Annotated in this window: 15 protein-coding genes, 1 pseudogene and 1 riboswitch; of the genes and pseudogenes, 4 read left to right on the top strand and 12 right to left on the bottom strand. The window is 71.8% G+C overall.

Annotated features, from left to right (window positions below; translation table 11 throughout):
- Positions 1 to 13: 13 nt before the first annotated feature.
- The 8 genes from QK440_RS14775 to ribD form a co-directional block, all read right to left on the bottom strand.
- Entirely contained in the window at positions 14 to 502 is a 489-nt protein-coding gene (locus QK440_RS14775) for a PH domain-containing protein (protein ID WP_282793540.1), read from the bottom strand.
- 20 nt (positions 503 to 522) lie between these two features.
- On the bottom strand, positions 523 to 1380 hold the full coding sequence (gene hisG, locus QK440_RS14770) for an ATP phosphoribosyltransferase (RefSeq protein ID WP_282793539.1): 858 nt from the start codon (positions 1378 to 1380) through the stop codon (positions 523 to 525).
- Between the two features lie 95 nt (positions 1381 to 1475).
- The gene (locus QK440_RS14765) at positions 1476 to 1748 is read right to left on the bottom strand and encodes a phosphoribosyl-ATP diphosphatase (RefSeq protein WP_282793538.1); all 273 of its coding nucleotides are present in this window, start codon (positions 1746 to 1748) and stop codon (positions 1476 to 1478) included.
- Between the two features lie 35 nt (positions 1749 to 1783).
- Positions 1784 to 2269, bottom strand: coding sequence for a 6,7-dimethyl-8-ribityllumazine synthase (gene ribH, locus QK440_RS14760; protein ID WP_190139373.1), 486 nt, complete (start codon positions 2267 to 2269; stop codon positions 1784 to 1786).
- Positions 2270 to 2312: 43 nt separating this feature from the next.
- On the bottom strand, positions 2313 to 3641 hold the full coding sequence (locus QK440_RS14755) for a bifunctional 3,4-dihydroxy-2-butanone-4-phosphate synthase/GTP cyclohydrolase II (protein WP_282793537.1): 1329 nt from the start codon (positions 3639 to 3641) through the stop codon (positions 2313 to 2315).
- The gene (locus QK440_RS14750) at positions 3638 to 4312 is read right to left on the bottom strand and encodes a nicotinamide mononucleotide transporter family protein (RefSeq protein WP_282793536.1); all 675 of its coding nucleotides are present in this window, start codon (positions 4310 to 4312) and stop codon (positions 3638 to 3640) included. Before QK440_RS14750 ends, QK440_RS14755 begins: the two co-directional genes overlap by 4 nt.
- Positions 4309 to 4923, bottom strand: coding sequence for a riboflavin synthase (locus QK440_RS14745; RefSeq protein WP_282793535.1), 615 nt, complete (start codon positions 4921 to 4923; stop codon positions 4309 to 4311). The genes QK440_RS14750 and QK440_RS14745 overlap by 4 nt, the downstream gene beginning before the upstream one ends.
- A 2-nt stretch (positions 4924 to 4925) precedes the next feature.
- Positions 4926 to 6077, bottom strand: coding sequence for a bifunctional diaminohydroxyphosphoribosylaminopyrimidine deaminase/5-amino-6-(5-phosphoribosylamino)uracil reductase RibD (ribD, locus tag QK440_RS14740; protein ID WP_282793534.1), 1152 nt, complete (start codon positions 6075 to 6077; stop codon positions 4926 to 4928).
- A gap of 160 nt (positions 6078 to 6237) precedes the next feature.
- Positions 6238 to 6368, bottom strand: a riboswitch (FMN riboswitch).
- A gap of 463 nt (positions 6369 to 6831) precedes the next feature.
- Here ribD and QK440_RS14735 point away from each other — a divergent pair.
- A complete protein-coding gene (locus tag QK440_RS14735; protein WP_282793533.1) occupies positions 6832 to 9153 on the top strand; it encodes a chitinase C-terminal domain-containing protein in 2322 nt (773 codons plus the stop codon).
- 270 nt (positions 9154 to 9423) lie between these two features.
- Here the strand turns inward: QK440_RS14735 and QK440_RS14730 are convergent, their stop codons facing one another.
- A complete protein-coding gene (locus QK440_RS14730) occupies positions 9424 to 10596 on the bottom strand; it encodes an ROK family transcriptional regulator (protein ID WP_282793532.1) in 1173 nt (390 codons plus the stop codon).
- A 150-nt stretch (positions 10597 to 10746) separates the two neighbouring features.
- On the opposite strand from QK440_RS14730, the gene QK440_RS14725 reads away from it, so the two are divergent.
- The 3 genes and pseudogenes from QK440_RS14725 to QK440_RS14715 form a co-directional block, all read left to right on the top strand.
- Complete coding sequence (locus QK440_RS14725) at positions 10747 to 11967, top strand: MFS transporter (protein ID WP_282793531.1); 1221 nt, start codon at positions 10747 to 10749, stop codon at positions 11965 to 11967.
- Positions 11968 to 12090: 123 nt separating this feature from the next.
- Entirely contained in the window at positions 12091 to 13566 is a 1476-nt protein-coding gene (locus tag QK440_RS14720; protein WP_282793559.1) for a solute carrier family 23 protein, read from the top strand.
- Positions 13567 to 13724: 158 nt separating this feature from the next.
- Positions 13725 to 14084 (top strand): annotated as a pseudogene (locus tag QK440_RS14715) (DUF5995 family protein); the annotation flags it as partial.
- 421 nt (positions 14085 to 14505) lie between these two features.
- Here the strand turns inward: QK440_RS14715 and QK440_RS14710 are convergent.
- From QK440_RS14710 to QK440_RS14700, 3 genes are all read right to left on the bottom strand, one after another.
- Positions 14506 to 14724: a hypothetical protein gene (locus tag QK440_RS14710; RefSeq protein WP_282793561.1), complete on the bottom strand. Its 219-nt coding sequence runs from the start codon at positions 14722 to 14724 to the stop codon at positions 14506 to 14508.
- A gap of 737 nt (positions 14725 to 15461) precedes the next feature.
- Entirely contained in the window at positions 15462 to 16310 is an 849-nt protein-coding gene (locus QK440_RS14705; RefSeq protein WP_282793530.1) for a helix-turn-helix transcriptional regulator, read from the bottom strand.
- Between the two features lie 14 nt (positions 16311 to 16324).
- Positions 16325 to 16849, bottom strand: a complete 525-nt coding sequence (locus tag QK440_RS14700; protein ID WP_282793529.1) for a DUF6879 family protein — start codon at positions 16847 to 16849, stop codon at positions 16325 to 16327.
- Between the last annotated feature and the right edge of the window lie 384 nt (positions 16850 to 17233).

The raw sequence follows: 17233 nt of genomic DNA, 5'->3' as shown, positions 1-17233 counted from the left end.
CCCGCCGCGGAGGTCAGCCGCCCTCGCGGGCGGAGCGCGCCTCGGCGAGGGCGCGCAGCGCGCGGGCGTCGCCGATGGCCTGCTGCTTGGCGATGCCCGGCTGGATGCCGAGGGCGGGCAGGCTGGTGCCGTCGCTGAGGTCGAGGAAGACCCAGGGGTCGCCGGGGCGGAGGTTGACCCGCAGGATCTCGGCCCAGGCCAGGCGGCGCCGGGTGGCGATGTTCACGACGGTCACGCCGGACTCCTCGGCGACGACCTTGGGCCGGCTGAGCAGCACGAGGACGCCGGCCAGCAGCGCACCGGTGAAGACGAAGCTGACGCGCTCGCCCGGGTTGAGGTTCGGCAGGATCATCGCGATCACCACCAGGACCGCGAAGATCGCGACCGCGGCGGTGAGCAGCACGGCGCGGGTGCGGCCCGGCCGGAAGGTGACGGGCAGCGCGGGCGGGGCCGGGGCCCCGGACGGCTGGGACGGCCCTGACGGCTCTGGGGGCTTGCTCATGGCGGGGTTCCTCTGCCCGGTCACAGGCGGCAGGCGTGGATGGCCGTGGTCAGGATGGCCCGGGCGCCGATGGCGTACAGGTCGTCCATGACGCGCTGGGCGTCCTTGGTGGGGACCATGGAGCGGACGGCGACCCAGCCCTCGTTGTGCAGCGGCGAGATGGTCGGCGACTCCAGGCCGGGGGTGAGGGCCACGGCCTGTTCCAGGTGCTCGGCGCGGCAGTCGTAGTCCATCATCACGTACGTCCGGGCGACGAGGACGCCCTGGAGGCGGCGCAGGAACTGCTGGACCTTGGGGTCGGCGTCGGCGTCGGAGTCGGCGCCGGCGCGCCGGATGACGACGGCCTCGGACGTCATGATGGGCTCGCCGAACACCTCGAGGCCCGCGTTGCGCAGGCTGGTGCCGGTCTCGACGACGTCCGCGATGACCTGGGCGACGCCCAGCTCGATGGCGGTCTCGACGGCGCCGTCGAGGTGGATGACGGAGGCGTCGACGCCGTGGTCGGCCAGGTGCTTGGCGACGATGCCCTCGTAGGAGGTGGCGACGGTGCGGCCGGCGAGGTCGGCGAGGCCGTGCGCGGTGCCCGGCTTGGCGGCGAAGCGGAAGGTGGAGCGGGCGAAGCCGAGCGGCAGGATCTCCTCGGCGTTGGCGCCGGAGTCGATCAGCAGGTCGCGGCCGGTGATGCCGATGTCGAGCTTGCCGGAGGAGACGTAGATGGCGATGTCCCGCGGGCGCAGGTAGAAGAACTCGACCTCGTTCGCCGGGTCGACGATGACGAGTTCCTTGGACTCGCGGCGCTGCTGGTATCCGGCCTCATGCAGCATCGCCGACGCAGGTCCGGACAGTGAACCCTTGTTGGGGACGGCGATGCGCAGCATGAGGCGGGATTCCTTTGCGGGAAGGGTGTGGGAAGGGTGTGAAAAGGGTGCGGGGAGGGTGTACGGGAAGAGGGGTGGCGGGCGGGGCGGGCGCCCTAGAGGTGGGCGTACACGTCGTTGAGGGAGATGCCGCGGGCGACCATCATCACCTGCACGTGGTACAGGAGCTGGGAGATCTCCTCGGCGGCGGCCTCCTTGCCCTCGTACTCGGCGGCCATCCAGACCTCGGCGGCCTCCTCGACGACCTTCTTGCCGATGGCATGGACGCCCTTGCCGACCAGTTCCGCGGTGCGGGAGGTGGCGGGGTCGCCGTTGACGGCTTTGTCTTGGAGCTCGGTGAAGAGCTCCTCGAAAGTCTTCTTGGACATGATGCCGCTTACTCTACGCGCCCGCGGCAGCCCCCTCAGCGCCAGGGCTCGGAGACGGTGCGCAGGGTGGCGGCCGTCGCGACGGCGGCGGTGACCGCCTCGTGGCCCTTGTCCTCGCTGGAGCCCTCCAGGCCCGCGCGGTCCAGGGCCTGCTCCTCGGTGTCGCAGGTCAGCACGCCGAAGCCGACCGGTACGCCGGTGTCGACGGAGACCTGGGTGAGGCCCTGGGTGACGCCCTGGCACACGTAGTCGAAGTGCGGGGTGCCGCCGCGGATGACGACGCCGAGGGCGACGACGGCGTCGTAGCCGCGGCCGGCGAGGACCTTGGCGACGACGGGCAGCTCGAAGCTGCCGGGCACGCGCAGGAGGGTCGGCTCGTCGATGCCGAGCTCGTGCAGGGCGCGCAGCGCGCCGTCGACGAGGCCGTCCATGACCTTCTCGTGCCACAGGGCGGCGATGACGGCGACGCGCAGGTCGCCGCAGTTCTTCACGCTCAGTTCGGGGGCACCCTTGCCGCTCACGCGCTTCTCCTAGGGGTGGTGGGGTGGACGGTGCAGAACGGGGTCACTGGTTGCCGCAGGCGGACATGTCCGTGGCGTCGAGCCAGGGCAGGTCGTGGCCCATGCGGTCGCGCTTGGTGCGCAGGTAGCGCAGGTTGTGCTCGCCCGCGGTGACCGGCATCGGCTCGCGCGCGACCACCTTGAGGCCGTGGCGGGTGAGCGCCTCGGTCTTGTCGGGGTTGTTGGTCAGCAGGCGCAGGCTGCGCACGCCGAGGTCGTCGAGGATCTGGGCGCCCGCGCCGTAGTCGCGGGCGTCGGCGGGCAGGCCCAGCTCCAGGTTCGCGTCCAGGGTGTCGCTGCCGCGCTCCTGGAGCTCGTACGCGCGCAGCTTGGACAGCAGGCCGATGCCGCGGCCCTCGTGGCCGCGCAGGTAGACCACGACGCCGCGGCCGGCGGCGGCGATGCGGCGCATGGACTCCTGGAGCTGGGGGCCGCAGTCGCAGCGCAGCGAGTGGAAGACGTCGCCGGTCAGGCACTCGGAGTGGACGCGCACGAGGACGTCCTCGCCGTCGTCGATGGCGCCGTGCACGAGGGCCACGTGCTCGACGCCGTCGGCGGTGGAGCGGTAGCCGTACGCGGTGAACTCGCCGAAGGAGGTGGGCAGGTGCACCTCGGCCTCGCGGCGGACCGTGGGTTCGGCGGCGCGGCGGTAGGCGATCAGGTCCTCGATGGAGATGATCGTCAGGCCGTGCTTGCGGGCGAAGCGGACGAGCTGGGGCAGGCGGAGCATGCGCCCGTCCTCGCCGGCGATCTCGACGATCGCCCCGGCCGGGCGCAGGCCCGCGAGCCGGGCGAGGTCGACGGCGGCCTCGGTGTGGCCGTCGCGGGCGAGGACGCCGCCCTCCTTGGCGCGCAGCGGGAAGATGTGGCCGGGGCGCACGAAGTCGTCGGGCCCGGCCTTGCCGCCGGCGAGCATCTGCAGGGTGGTGGCGCGGTCGGCGGCGGAGATGCCGGTGGTCACGCCGTGCGCGGTGCTCGCGTCGACGGAGACGGTGAAGGCGGTCCGCATGGACTCGGTGTTGTGCGCGACCATCTGCGGAAGCTGGAGCCGGTCGAGTTCGGCACCCTCCATGGGGGCGCAGATCAGGCCGCGGCACTCGCTCATCATGAAGGCGACGATCTCGGGGGTGGCCTTCTCGGCGGCGATGACGAGGTCGCCCTCGTTCTCCCGGTCCTCGTCGTCGACGACCACGACGGGGCGGCCCGCGGCGATGTCCCGGACGGCCAGCTCGACGGGATCGAGGCAGAGGTCCTCGGAGTTGTCGGCGGTGTACGAGAAGGGGTGCACAGGACTGGTGTCCTCGGGGGCGGCGGGAGGCGTGTGGGTGGTCATGCCGGGGCTCCTTCGATGACGGGCTGCGGCTGCTGCGGCGCGGCCGCGGCGCGCGAGCGCAGCCACCAGTCGCGCAGGCCCCACAGGACGAGGGCGAGGTAGACGACGTACACGAGGCCGGAGAAGGCGAGGCCGCTGGAGAACGCGAGGGGGACGCCCACGATGTCGACGAGCAGCCAGGCGAACCAGAACTCGACGAGGCCGCGGGCCTGGGCCACCATCGCGGCGAGCGTGCCGACGAAGATGTAGGCGTCCGGCCAGGGGTTCCAGGACAGGTCGGGCACGGCGGTGAACAGGGCGCCGACGGCGAGGGTGCCCACGGCGGTGGCGCCGAGGAGCAGCCCGCGCTCCTTCCAGGTGGCGAAGCGGACGGCGATGGAGCCGTCCTGGGCCTTGCGGGTGCCGCGGGTCCACTGGTGCCAGCCCCACAGGGCGACGGCTATCACCAGCAGTTGCTTGCCGACGCCGCCGCTGAGCTGGGCGGAGGCGTACGCGCCGACGAGGATCAGGCCGGAGAGGAACTGGGCGGGCCAGGTCCACACCGAGCGGCGCCAGCCGAGCGCGAGGGCGACGAGGCCGATGCTGTTGCCGATCATGTCGGACCACATGATGTGCTGGCCGAAGGCGGCGAAGGCCTCGCCGTTGAGCCAGTCCAGGTGCGGCGCGTTCATCGGGTGGTCTCCTCGGCTCCGGCGCGGCTGCCGAGCAGGCGCTCCACGTACTTGGCGATGACGTCGACCTCGAGGTTGACCGGGTCGCCGGGCTGCTTGACGCCGAGCGTGGTGAGCGCGAGCGTCGTGGGGATCAGGCTGACGGTGAAGTGGTCGGGGCCGGCCTCGACGACGGTGAGGCTGACGCCGTCGACGGTGATGGAGCCCTTCTCGACCACGTAGCGGGCCAGGTTCCCGGGCAGGGAGACCTTGACGATCTCCCAGTTCTCGGAGGGCTTGCGGTCGAGGACGGTGCCGGTGCCGTCCACGTGGCCCTGCACGATGTGGCCGCCGAGGCGGGCGCCGACGGCGGTGGGGCGCTCCAGATTGACCTTCGCGCCGGGGACGAGGGCGCCGAGGCTGGAGCGGTCGAGCGTCTCGGCCATCACGTCGGCGGTGAACTCGTCGCCCTCGCGCTCGACGACGGTCAGGCACACGCCGTTGACGGCGATGGAGTCGCCGTGCTTCGCGCCGTCGGTGACGACGGGACCGCGCAGGCGGAAGCGGGACGCGTCGGCCAGGGTCTCGACGGCGGTGACTTCGCCCAGCTCTTCGACGATTCCGGTGAACACGCTCAGTGCTCCTTCGTGGCAGGGGTGGGGAACGCGGCGGTGGCGGCCGCCGGGGCGGCGGACGCGGAGGTGGCGCCCGCGGGGACGGCGGTGACGCGCAGATCGGGTCCGACGCGGACGGCCTCGGTCACGTCGAGCCGCAACGCTTCGGCGATCGTGGTGATTCCGCCGCCGGTGAGGACGGCGGGGCCCGCGCCGAGCAGCGCGGGCGCGAGGTAGCCGACGACGCGGTCGACGGCCCCGGCGGCGACGAAGGCGCCCGCGAGGGTGGCCCCGCCCTCAAGGAGCACGGAGCGTACGTCGCGGGCGTGCAGGGCGGTGAGCAGGGCCGTGACGTCCAGGCCGCGCCCGGCGCGCGGCAGCCGCAGCGCCTCGGCGCCGGCCGGGGCGGGCGCGTCCTCGGCGACGGCGATCAGCGTGGGCGCGGCGTCGTCCAGGACGCGGGCGCCGGGCCGGACGGCGGTGCCCTCGGTGTCGACGACGACGCGCAGCGGCTGGCGCGCGCCCGCCTCGGCGGCGGGGCCGCGTACGGCCAGGTGCGGGTCGTCGGCGCGGGCGGTGCCGGAGCCGACGACGACGGCGTCGCACTCGGCGCGCAGGCGGTGCACGTCGGCGCGGGCCGCGGCGGAGGTGATCCAGCGGCTGGTGCCGTCGGCGGCGGCGGTGCGGCCGTCGAGGGTGGCGGCGTACTTCCAGGTGACGTGCGGGCGGCCGTGGCGCACGGAGGTGAGCCAGGCGGCGTTGACCGCCTCGGCCTCGGCCGCGAGCAGGCCCGCCTCGACGTCCACGCCGGCCGCGCGCAGGGCGGCGCCGCCGCCGGTCGCGGCCGGGTTCGGGTCGCCGACCGCGTACACGACGCGGGTGATCCCGGCGTCGAGCAGCGCCTGGGCGCAGGGGCCGGTGCGGCCGGTGTGGTTGCAGGGTTCGAGGGTGACGACGGCGGTGCCGCCGCGGGCCCGGTCGCCGGCCGCGCGCAGGGCGTGGACCTCGGCGTGCGGGCCGCCCGCGCGCTGGTGGTGGCCCTCGCCGACGGTGCGCCCGGCGGCGTCGAGGACGACGCAGCCGACGACCGGGTTGGGGCTGGTGAAGCCGAGTCCGCGCGCGGCGAGCGCGAGGGCGTGCCGCATGGCGGCTGCTTCGGCCTGGGTGGCCACCGGGTCCTCCTGCCTCTTCGGGCACGGACTCCGGGGCGCGTCGAGAAGACGACGGCAAGGACGAGCGGGAGCACACGGGACCGACGACGCCGGAGGAGACCTGTCCCGGGTACGGAACAAGCCACTACGGCGGGTCGGCACACAGAGGTGTGCCCGCTCGCCGCGCACTGCCTCCCATCCGGACTTTCACCGTCGGTCCAGGAGTTTCACCTGGTCAACCGGCCACTGGAGGTGGCCGGGTCGCGGACTGTAACCGCCGGTTCGGAATTACACCGACCCCGGAGTGCGCTGCTGCTGGTACCCAGCCAGTGTGCCACGGCTGGTCGTGGGCGTGCGGGGCGCCTTCTGTGGACTGGCTCACAGCGGCCTCGTTATCAGGCGGGGAGTCCGCTTCGCCCCCTATGCGGTCAGAAATCCGTCAGAAGCACATCAGAACCCCGTCAGAACTCCGCCAGGAATCCACGAGAAACCCGCCAGGAATCCGTCAGAAGTGCGGCAGAAACGCGGCAGTCGCTGGCCAGGAGTTGACCGGAAACCGATCCGGCGCCCGTCAGGACTCCGCCATGCCGTGGTCCGGATCCGGCCAAGAACTGACAGGCCACCTTCCGCATTTCTATTGGTCCATACCTATTGACGCTCTGGTCTAGTCCTCTTAGCGTCTGCGTCACCTCCGAGGAGTGGCCCGGCCGGTGTGCACGCCGCGGGCCGCCGTCCCCGTTCGTTGTGTGACACCAGCCTCCCCAGGAGGAACCACGTGCCCACCCCCACACGCGCGAGAGTCACGCTCCTGGCCGCCGGCACCGCCGCCGCCGGTCTGCTCCTGAGCACGCTCACCGCGACGACCTCGCACGCCGCGGACAACGAGTCCTGCAGACCCGACGGCCTGTACAGCACACCAGGCGTCGACGTCCCCTACTGTTCCGTCTACGATGCCGACGGCCGCGAGAAGATGGGCGCCGACCACCAGCGCCGCGTCATCGGCTACTTCACCGGCTGGCGCACCGGCAAGAACGGCGAGCCCGCCTACCTCGCCTCCGACATCCCCTGGGACAAGGTCACCCACCTCAACTACGCCTTCGCACACGTCGGCAAGGACAACAGGATCTCCGTCGGCTCCGACGGCGAGAAGAACCCCGCCACCGGCATGACCTGGCCGGGGGTCGCGGGCGCCGAGATGGACCCGGGCCTGCCCTACAAGGGCCACTTCAACCTCCTGAACAAGTTCAAGAAGAAGCACCCGGACGTGAAGACCCTGGTCTCCGTGGGCGGCTGGGCCGAGACCGGCGGCTACTTCGGCGACGACGGCAAGCGCGTGAACTCCGGCGGCTTCTACTCGATGGCCACCAACGCCGACGGCTCGGTGAACCAGGCGGGCATCGACACCTTCGCCGACTCGACCGTCGCGTTCCTCAAGAAGTACGGCTTCAACGGCGTCGACATCGACTACGAGTACCCGACGACCATGAAGGACGCGGGCAACCCGCTGGACTGGCAGCTCGCCAACGGCCGCCGCGCGGGCCTGGTCAAGGGCTACGCCGCGCTGATGAAGACGCTGCGCCAGAAGCTCGACAAGGCGGGCGCGGCCGACGGCAGGCACTACCTGCTCACGGTGGCGGCCCCCTCCTCCGGCTACCTGCTGCGCGGCATGGAGACCTTCCAGGTCCAGAAGTACCTGGACTACGTCAACATCATGTCGTACGACCTGCACGGCGCGTGGAACGAGCACGTCGGCCCCAACGCCTCGCTGTACGACGACGGCAAGGACTCCGAGCTGGCCGCGGCGGGCGTGTACGGCAGCCAGCAGTACGGCGGCCTCGGCTACCTCAACACCGACTGGGCGTACCACTACTTCCGCGGCTCGATGCCCGCGGGCCGGATCAACATCGGCCTGCCGTACTACACGCGCGGCTTCAAGAACGTGCAGGGCGGCACCGACGGGCTGTGGGGCAAGGCAGCCACGACGAACTGCCCGGCCGGGTCGGGCCTGACCAAGTGCGGTGACGGCGCCGTCGGCATCGACAACCTGTGGCACGACAAGGACGACAACGGCAAGGAGTCCCCGGCCGGTTCGAACCCGATGTGGCACGCCAAGAACCTGGAGAAGGGCGTCGTCGGGGACTACGTGACCAAGTACGGCTTCCCCGCCGGCACCAAGCTCACCGGCACCTACGCGCGCAAGTACGACTCCACGCTGGTCGCGCCCTGGCTGTGGAACGCCGAGAAGAAGGTCTTCCTGTCCACCGAGGACGAGCAGTCGGTGAAGGCCAAGGCCGACTACGTGGTCGACAAGGGCATCGGCGGCACCATGGTCTGGGAGCTGGCCGGTGACTACCGGTACGACGCCGCCAAGGGCCAGTACGAGATCGGCGACACGCTGACGACGGCGATGTACGAGAAGTTCAAGTCGGCCTCGCCGTACGGCGCCAAGGTCGCGGGCAAGGAGCTGCCGAGCAAGGCCGTGGACATCGGCGTGGAGTTCGGCGACTTCAAGCTCGGCGACTCCAACTACCCGATCACGCCGAAGCTGAAGATCACCAACAACACCAGGACGACGCTGCCCGGCGGCACGGAGTTCCAGTTCGACTACTCCACCTCCGCCCCGGCCAACGCCTCCGACCAGTCCGGCTTCGGCACGAAGGTGATCAGCAGCGGCCACACCGGGAACAACGTCGGCGGCCTGAAGGGCGACTTCCACCGGGTCTCGCTGAAGCTCCCGGCCTGGCAGACGCTGGCGCCCGGCGCGTCCGTGGACCTGTCGTTCAACTACTACCTGCCGGTGTCGACCCCGTCCAACTGGACCGTGACCATCGGCGGCACGACGTACGCGCTCGCCGGTGACCTGGCCCGCGGCACCACCGTGGTCGAGCCCGGCGGCGGCGGTCCGACCGACCCGCCCGGGCCGACGGACCCGCCCGGGAAGTGCACCGCGCCCGCCTGGAGCGCGAGCTCCGAGTACGGCTCCGGGACGACCGTGTCCCACAAGGCGCACACCTGGAAGGCCAAGTGGTGGACGAAGGGCGAGGAGCCCGGCTCCACCGGGCAGTGGGGGGTCTGGCAGGACCTGGGGGCCTGCTGACGCCCTGACCGGGCACCCGTGACCGAGGAGGGCCCGCGGGACACCGCTTCCCGCGCCCTCCCCGCAGACGCCCGGCGGCGGGAAGAACGTGCCCTTGCCCCGCCGCCGGGCTTCCATCCTTTCCTGGCCTTCCCGGCCTCCCTGGCCTCCCCGACGAGCCGGAGGCCCCGGCCCGCTCCTCCCCGTGGGCCGGGGCCTCCTGCCCGTCGGGGCCGTCGGCTTGTCGGGGGCTGGAGGATCCGGTCGGTGTGCGGGGCGCGCCGGCGCCGCTCACGCCCCCGTCGCGAACAGCTCCTCCTGGGCCGCGTCCCGGGCCGTGAGCAGGGCGCCCCGCAGCACCGCCGCGCCGCCGAGCGCGCTGGCCCGCACCTCCGTGCGCAGCGGCGACATCGCGGCGACCCGCTCGGCCACGCGCGCGGCCAGGGCCTCGCCGCCCGCCCGCCCCAGCTCGCCGCCGAGCACCACGCACCCCGGGTCGAGCACGGCCGCGACGGACGCCGCGCCGATGGCCACCCGGTCCGCGAGCGCGGCCAGGAACGGCGCGTCGCCGGTGTCGACGGCGTGCCGCACCAGCGCGGCCGCGGGCAGCTCGCCCGGCTCCGGCTCGGCCTTCAGGCCGTGGTCCGCCGCGAGGTCGGCCACCGCCGCCGACCCGGCGAGCGAGTGGAAGCCGCCGTCGCAGGCGGTCGCCGTCGGCAGGCCGCCCGTGCCGGGTACCGGCAGGAAGCCGATCTCGCCGGCGCCGCCCGAGGCGCCCCGGCGCAGCACGCCGTCCAGGACGACGGCCGCGCCCGCGCCCGCGCCGAGCCAGAGCAGGACGAAGGTGTCCTGATCGTGGGCGGCGCCGTCGCGCTGCTCGGCGCGGGCGGCGAGGTTGGTCTCGTTCTCCACCAGGACGCGCGCGGGCAGCCGCTCCGTCAGCGCGGCCACCAGGCGCCGGTGCCAGGCCGGCAGGCCCGCCGAGTCGCGCAGGTCCCCGGTGGCCGGGTCGATGAGGCCGGGGGCGCCCACGCCGACGGTGTGCAGCCGGGTGGCGCCGCCCGCGCCCGCGGTGCGCTCGACCAGGGCGACGGCCCGCTCGACGGCGCGCCCCGTGCCGGTGCCGTCGCCCATGGGCAGCGAGGCCTCGGCGAGCGGCCGGCCGAGCAGGTCGGCCACGACGACGGCCACGCTCTCGGTGCGGACGTCGAGCGCGGCCAGGTGGGCGCGGTCGGCGACTATGCCGTACAGGCGGGCGTTCGGGCCCCGGCGGCGCTCCCCCGCCTCGCCGACCACCGTGATCAGGCCGGCGTCCCGCAGCCGCTCGACGAGGTCGGCGACGGAGGGCCGGGACAGGCCGGTGAGCTCCTTCAGCCGCCCGGCCGTCAGGGGACCCTCGCGCTGCAGCAGGCGCAGCGCGAGCCGGTCGTTGATGGCCCGTGCGGTGCTCGGTGATGCGGGCATGGCCGGATCCTTCCACAGCGCTCACGCCGGTCCGCCGGGGCGGCCGCGCGGTCGCGCGCGATATTCGGTTTCCCGCCCCTCTTCTATCAGGCAGGGTTCCTGATAGTTTACTGCGGCGGTTCCGACCGGGACCGTGGAGGGGTGGAGCACATGAGTGGGCAGGGCCAAGTGGCGTACAGCAAGGAACGGTTGAGCCGGGCGCGGCTCGCCGTGGCGGTCGTCTTCTGCGTGCACGGAGCGGTCGCCGGGTCGTTCGCGACCCGGGTGCCGTGGATCCAGGACCACGCGGACGTCAGCGCCGGCATGCTCGGCCTTGCGCTCGCCTTCCCGGCGGTCGGGGCCTCGCTGGCGATGCCGCTGGCGGGCTGGGTGAGCCATCGCTTCGGCGCCCGTACGGCGCTGCGCGGGCTGCTCGCGCTGTGGACGCTGGCGCTCACGCTGCCCTCGCTCGCGCCGAACATGGTCACGCTGTGCGCGGCCCTCTTCGTGTACGGCGCGACGTCCGGGATGGCGGACGTCGCGATGAACGCGCTGGGCGTCGAGGTCGAGAACCGCCTGGAGAAGTCCATCATGTCGGGGCTGCACGGCATGTGGAGCGCGGGCGCCCTGCTCGGCTCGGCGGGCGGCACCGTCGCGGCCCACCTGGGCGCGGACGCGCGGCTGCACCACGCCCTCGCGGCGGCGGTGCTCACCGTGGCGGGCCTCGTCGTCTGCCAGGGCGTGCTCGACCTGCGCAGCACCCCGGAGGAGGAGCCGCCGCCGCGCTTCGCGCTGCCGCCGAGGTCGGCGCTGCTCATCGGCGCGGTCGGGTTCTGCGCGGTGTTCGCCGAGGGCGCGAGCCTGGACTGGTCGGCGGTGTACCTCAAGGACGTGCTGGACTCCTCGGCGGGCCTGGCCGCCGCGTGCACCACCGGCTTCACGCTGACGATGGCCGTCGCCCGGTTCGCGGGCGACAAGGTGGTCGACCGGTTCGGCGCGGTCCGCACCGTGCGGGTGGGCGGGGCGTGCGCCGCGCTCGGCGGCCTCCTGGTCGTGACCGCCCCGCACGCGGCGCTCGCCATGACCGGCTTCGCGCTGCTCGGCCTCGGCATCGCGGTCGTCGTCCCGCTGGCCTTCGCGGCGGCCGGGCGCAGCGGGCCGAACCCGAGCCAGGCCATCGCGGGCGTCGCCACCATCACGTACACCTCCAGCCTCATCGCCCCGTCGGCGATCGGCGCGCTCGCCGACGCCACGAGCCTGGTCGCCTCCTTCGGCCTGGTCACGGTCCTGGCGTGCGGCCTGATGGCGTTCGCCGGGGTGCTGCGCACGAACGGGCGCCCGGCGGCGGGCACGGCCGCGCCGGAGGCGGCGCCGGCGGAGCGGAAGAGCTGAGGGCCGCCGCCTTCCACCAGGCGGTGAGCGGGCCGGGGCGCGCGGGGACTCGAAAAGACCTGGTCCTTACGTCGCATTAACATGTCGACGCTGATCGTCCCGCGCACAGAAAGCGAACTCACCATGGATCTCGGCGTGCGCTGGAGACTGCACGGCGACGGGCGCACCCCCGCGCCCGGGGCCGTCGTCCGCCCCGACGAACGGCTCTCGTGGCCCCGCACGGCCGGGCTCGGCGCCCAGCACGTGGTGGCGATGTTCGGGGCGTCGTTCGTCGCCCCGGTCCTCATGGGCCTCGACCCGAACCTCGCGATCATGATGTCGGGCGTCGCGACCGTCATCTTCCTGCTCGCCACCCGCGGCCGGGTGCCCAGCTACCTCGGCTGCTCGCTGTCGTTCGTGGGCGTGGCCGCGGTGATCCGCGCCCAGGGGGGCTCCAGCGCGACGGTGACCGGGGCCGTGTTCGTGGTGGGCGCGGCCCTCTTCGTGGTGGGCCTCGCCGTGCAGCGGTTCGGCGCGCGGATCATCCACGCGGCGATGCCGCCGATCGTCACCGGCGCGGTCGTCATGCTCATCGGCTTCAACCTCGCGCCGGTGACGGCCTCGACCTACTGGCCGCAGGACCAGTGGACGGCGCTGCTCGTGATGCTGTTCACCGGTCTGGCCGTGGTGTGCCTGCGCGGCTTCTGGTCCCGGATCGCCATCTTCCTCGGCCTGGTCTTCGGCTACGCGCTGTCCTGGGCCCTCGACGCGGTCTTCGGGAAGATCCACTCGGCGGACGGCTCCGGCAAGGTCACCGACCACTGGCGCCTGGACTTCTCGGCGGTCGGCCACGCGGACTGGATCGGCCTGCCCTCCTTCCACGCCCCGGCCTTCGAGTGGTCGGCCATCCTCGTCGCGCTGCCCGTGGTGATCGCCCTCGTCGCCGAGAACGCCGGCCACGTCAAGGCCGTCGGCGAGATGACCGGCGACGACCTGGACGGCAAGCTGGGGACCGCGATCTCCGCGGACGGCGCCGCGTCCATGCTGTCCACGGCCGTCGGCGGCCCGCCGAACACCACGTACTCCGAGAACATCGGCGTGATGGCCGCGACCCGCGTCTACTCCACCGCCGCGTACTGGGCGGCGGCGGGCTTCGCGCTGCTCTTCGGCCTGTGCCCGAAGTTCGGCGCGGTCGTCGCCGCGATCCCGGGCGGCGTGCTCGGCGGCATCACCGTCATCCTGTACGGCATGATCGGCCTGCTCGGCGCCCAGATCTGGATCAACGCCGGGGTGGACCTGCGCAACCCGCTGAACCTGGTCCCGGCCGCCGCGGGCATCATCATCGGCGTCGGCAACGTCTCCCTGAAGTTCACCGACAACTTCTCCCTCAGCGGCATCGCCCTCGGCACCCTCGTGGTGATCACCGGCTACCACGTGCTGCGCGCGTTCGCGCCCGCCCACCTGAAGACCCAGGAGCCGCTCCTGGACGCGGGGACGTCGTCGTACGACGAGCGGGAGGACGCGTCGTACGACGAGCGGGAGAACGGGCGGGAGACGGACGGGACCGGGACGGGCGACCGGGACACGGGCGCGGGTGGCGCCACGTCCGGCAAGCCGTAGGCGGCCGCCGCGCCGTAAGCGCTCCGCCCGGCAAGCCGTGGGCGGGGCCGCCGCGCCGTCGGCGCCCGCCGGGTCGCGGGCGCCCCGCCGTCCCCCGTTTCGGGGAAGCGCCCGCCCGGCGGCCCCGTCCGCCGGGCCGGGGCTGGGACCCTGCCCCCATGGCGCGGTTGGAGCGGTTGGCCGAGTGCACGCACCCGGCGCACGGAGTGGACGCGGTGATCGCGCGCATGCGCGCGCTGGACAGGACCTGGCCGCACGGCGACGGCGTCGCGGTCTTCAACCGCGTGTATATGGCGGTGACACAGGAGGTCGGGCGGCACGTCGGCGCGGGAGCGTTCCCGGACGCCGAGGCCGCCGCCACGCTGGGCGTCCGGTTCGCCGAGCGCTATCTGGCGGCTGTGGACGCGGTGGCCGCAGACCGGCGCCCACCCGCGTGCTGGCGCCCGCTGTTCCAGCTCCGCCGCCATCCGGGCGTACGGCCGCTCCAGTTCGCCCTCGCGAGTTGGTTGAACATGCACTGCACTCACGGCCTTTTGACCTGCGAACATGCAGAAGCCCCACCCCCCAGCCGGGGTGGGGCTCCGTGCACTCCTACCAGCACCGACACCAGCAACGGGACGGCAGGAGCGGCGCCTCCTGTATGCCTGGGGGCACACCAGGAGGACGAGCAGGACGCTAGCGGGAAGTGGCAGCCTCTTCGGCCTCACCCTGGGACGGCCGCCGTAGCCTCCCCGCTGCGCCCACCACGCCCGGTGCGCTGTGATGAGCAGTCGGGCGCGGGTCTTAGGGGCCCCGACCGGCGACGAGCGATCAGACGCCAGTCGGGGCCGTGCCCGTCGGCCATGGCAGCGCCAGCATGGCCGCGGGCCGGTCGCCCTTGCCTCGCCCCCTCCCGCCGGGGGTGGTGGCGGGGCTTCTCGTACGAGGCAGGGCGGGTCTTTACGGGGCGGCGCGGTCGACGGACACGAAGACGGTTGCTGTGCGCCAGAAATTCACGTGCCCCAAGTCGGCCGCGTGCCGCTTGCAGGCCTCGTCGACCTGCTCCGGCGTGGCATTCTCCGGTGCCCGCCACCGGCAGTCAGGACGGGTACAGGCGGCGCCCACGTACTCCTGCGGGTACTGGACCACCTGGAGGTCATCTACTGCGTGCGCAGTCATCGGCGGCCTTTCCGTTGCTGGATTGCTTCGACCGATGTCGCAATGATGTCCTCCACCCACGCACGCCTGAAATGCGTGTGATCAGTGCTAGCCCGGTGACCGGCTATCGGGGTGTCCAACTCCTCCACGTCCCTGGCGGAGGCTGTTTCCGACCAGCTACATCCTCGGTGACTGCACCGGACTGTCACTTTGGCTACCGATCCAGGGACACGTCGGGTCTGTACCTCAGGGTGGGCCGTGGTCATGACGTCCTTTTGCCGTGGTCGCATTTACGGATCTCACGGGCACGAGAGGCGGCAATGTGCAGGTGTCCTGCCGACAAGGCGTCTTGGCGTTGCTTCTCAAGCGCTCCGCATACGTCGCACGACGGGTTCGGCTGACACGAGACACGGGCGTCGTCCACGAGAGCAGGCTGATTAGGAGGCATCACGAGCCCCCTACGAATGGGTGGTCGACGTGAACGCCGGCGCCGTCCGCGGTCGTTGACGGATGCGCCCGAATTCTCTGGGAGCACGCCTCCACCATGGGTAAGTCACCGGCGGCCCGCGCGATCTCCCGCGCCTCCGCCGCAACTCCACACGGGCCGCACCCCTCCACGGGTACGGGCTCCAACTCCAGGGCCGCGCGGTCTACTTCGCACTCAGCCATAGCCCCTCGCCTTCCCCTCGTGCTTGGGTGAGGACGACGGTACGGAGTGGCTGTAGCTAGCTCCAGCGAGTTCTACAGAATTCTACGGATCATCCCAGGGCATCGACAGCAGCAGTGATGCGCGCACGGGCCCCGGCTCCGTAGACAGCCAACTTCGCGAACTCCCTGAAGGCTTTGAGGTACTGCTCCACCTCGGAGGGTGCAGTGACGTTCACCTGAGCCGTTAGCAACTCGACCTGTGCTTGCGCCTCGTCGTAGACGCTGAAGGTCTCCAGCATCCACATGCGCCTATCAGCAGAGAACGGGATCACTCCGAGAGACACCGACGGAAGCGCCATGACCGAAAGCAAGTGCCCCAACTGTCCAGCCATAACTTCCGCGCCTCCTACGCGGTGGCGTAGGACGGCCTCTTCGACGAGCAGCGCGAACCTGTGATCGCCTTCACGGATGACGCGAGAGCGTTCTAGTCGCGCCTCCACGGCCTCCGAGACGTCATCTGGTGTCCCGCGGAACGTTGCGATAGACCCGAGTAGCGCACGCGCGTAGCCGTCCGTTTGAAGGATGCCGGGCACTACGTTTGAGCAGTAGATCCGGAACGAACGCGTACGCTCGAATAGCGGGACGTACGACTCCTGGAGGCGTCGAAGTCCTGTGCGCTGGAGGCGTCGCCAGTCGATGTACATGTTGTCTGCCAACCGCGAGGCCGCGATCAGGTCGTCCGCCATCGCGTCAGCGTCACAGGCTCGACACCAAGCTCTAATGTCGTTGTCTGACGGGGGAGTTACGGCGTTCTCCAGGCGTGAGACCTTCGACCGGTACCACCCTGTCCGGCCGGCTACGTCCGCAGCCGTCAGGTTGGCATCCTTGCGGATCTCCCGGAGGCGATCCGCAAGGGCCTTGCGAGCGGCCTGGACGCTCGATGATGGAGACGAGGACATGTGTGGGTGTTCCGCTAGATCCTGTACTCCCCGTGCGGCGTAGCACGGCTCCAGACGCCTTCAAAGGCGTCTGCACAGAGCTTCACTACCGACGGTTCATCGGTCACCTCGTCGCCCAGGTAGGTGCCGTCACCAGAGAAATAGCCGAACCTGACCAGCTGGTCGTCGAAGACCCAGAAGTCGTTACCGGGCAACGCGAGATCGGACGACTTGCGCCGGGGAAGCCATCGGATGTCCTCCCCAGCGGCGATGTTGGCGAACGTCCCGTCGTAGAGGTACCGCGTGTACTCACTGACGGGCTCCGACACGATCCGTGCCCGGCGGATCGTGACGCCACGGGCCACTGCACCCGCCACCATGTCCAACCAGGGTCGCCACCACGACGAGCGGTCGTCAGGGTCCGGGCGGTATCCCGTCTTCCAAGCCTCTACGCGCGGCGCCTCGTCAGGGTCGTCGTAGTGGTCGCGCATCTCAAGATGCACAGCCGACCGTTGACACCCCGCGAGCAGCTCACTGAACGGCGGAGCGCTCTGCCACATCACACGCCTCCCTGATGGCTGCCACCATTCGCATCGGCAGCCGTACGACGCCCTCACCGTCAGGAACCGGCCCACTCTTGAGGCAGTCCGCGAGGGTCTCCCCATCTGCGTCCCACCCCTGGAACACAAGCTCCTGACGATCTTCGTTGACCCACACCGTCGGGCAGTTAGCTCCGTCGGTCTCGGGGTCCTTCGCGATGAACCGTAGCGCCATAACCGTTCCAACCCTTCTGCGGGTTCTACGAATGTCTACGCACCATCACGCCTGCGGTGACAGCCGTCAAGGGCACCTAGACAGGGAAGCCCAACGCTCGCATCCGCCGCCGGTACGCCTTGCCGTGGTCCCCATTGCAGTACCGACGGACACGGCCCCGCCCCGTCCTC

Source organism: Streptomyces sp. CC224B (assembly GCF_030010595.1).
GTDB lineage: Bacteria > Actinomycetota > Actinomycetes > Streptomycetales > Streptomycetaceae > Streptomyces > Streptomyces longispororuber.
Note: the sequence above shows the minus strand (reverse complement) of the source record. Positions and strands in the feature narration are given on the sequence as shown.

Bases quoted from the DNA above. Each gene is read 5' to 3' on its own strand.
- QK440_RS14775 (WP_282793540.1), bottom strand. From the start codon at position 502: ATGAGCAAGCCCCCAGAGCCGTCAGGGCCGTCCCAGCCGTCCGGGGCC.
- hisG (WP_282793539.1), bottom strand. From the start codon at position 1,380: ATGCTGCGCATCGCCGTCCCCAACAAGGGTTCACTGTCCGGACCTGCG.
- QK440_RS14765 (WP_282793538.1), bottom strand. From the start codon at position 1,748: ATGTCCAAGAAGACTTTCGAGGAGCTCTTCACCGAGCTCCAAGACAAA.
- QK440_RS14755 (WP_282793537.1), bottom strand. From the start codon at position 3,641: ATGACCACCCACACGCCTCCCGCCGCCCCCGAGGACACCAGTCCTGTG.
- QK440_RS14750 (WP_282793536.1), bottom strand. From the start codon at position 4,312: ATGAACGCGCCGCACCTGGACTGGCTCAACGGCGAGGCCTTCGCCGCC.
- QK440_RS14730 (WP_282793532.1), bottom strand. From the start codon at position 10,596: ATGCCCGCATCACCGAGCACCGCACGGGCCATCAACGACCGGCTCGCG.
- QK440_RS14725 (WP_282793531.1), top strand. From the start codon at position 10,747: ATGAGTGGGCAGGGCCAAGTGGCGTACAGCAAGGAACGGTTGAGCCGG.
- QK440_RS14720 (WP_282793559.1), top strand. From the start codon at position 12,091: ATGGATCTCGGCGTGCGCTGGAGACTGCACGGCGACGGGCGCACCCCC.
- QK440_RS14710 (WP_282793561.1), bottom strand. From the start codon at position 14,724: ATGACTGCGCACGCAGTAGATGACCTCCAGGTGGTCCAGTACCCGCAG.
- QK440_RS14705 (WP_282793530.1), bottom strand. From the start codon at position 16,310: ATGTCCTCGTCTCCATCATCGAGCGTCCAGGCCGCTCGCAAGGCCCTT.
- QK440_RS14700 (WP_282793529.1), bottom strand. From the start codon at position 16,849: ATGTGGCAGAGCGCTCCGCCGTTCAGTGAGCTGCTCGCGGGGTGTCAA.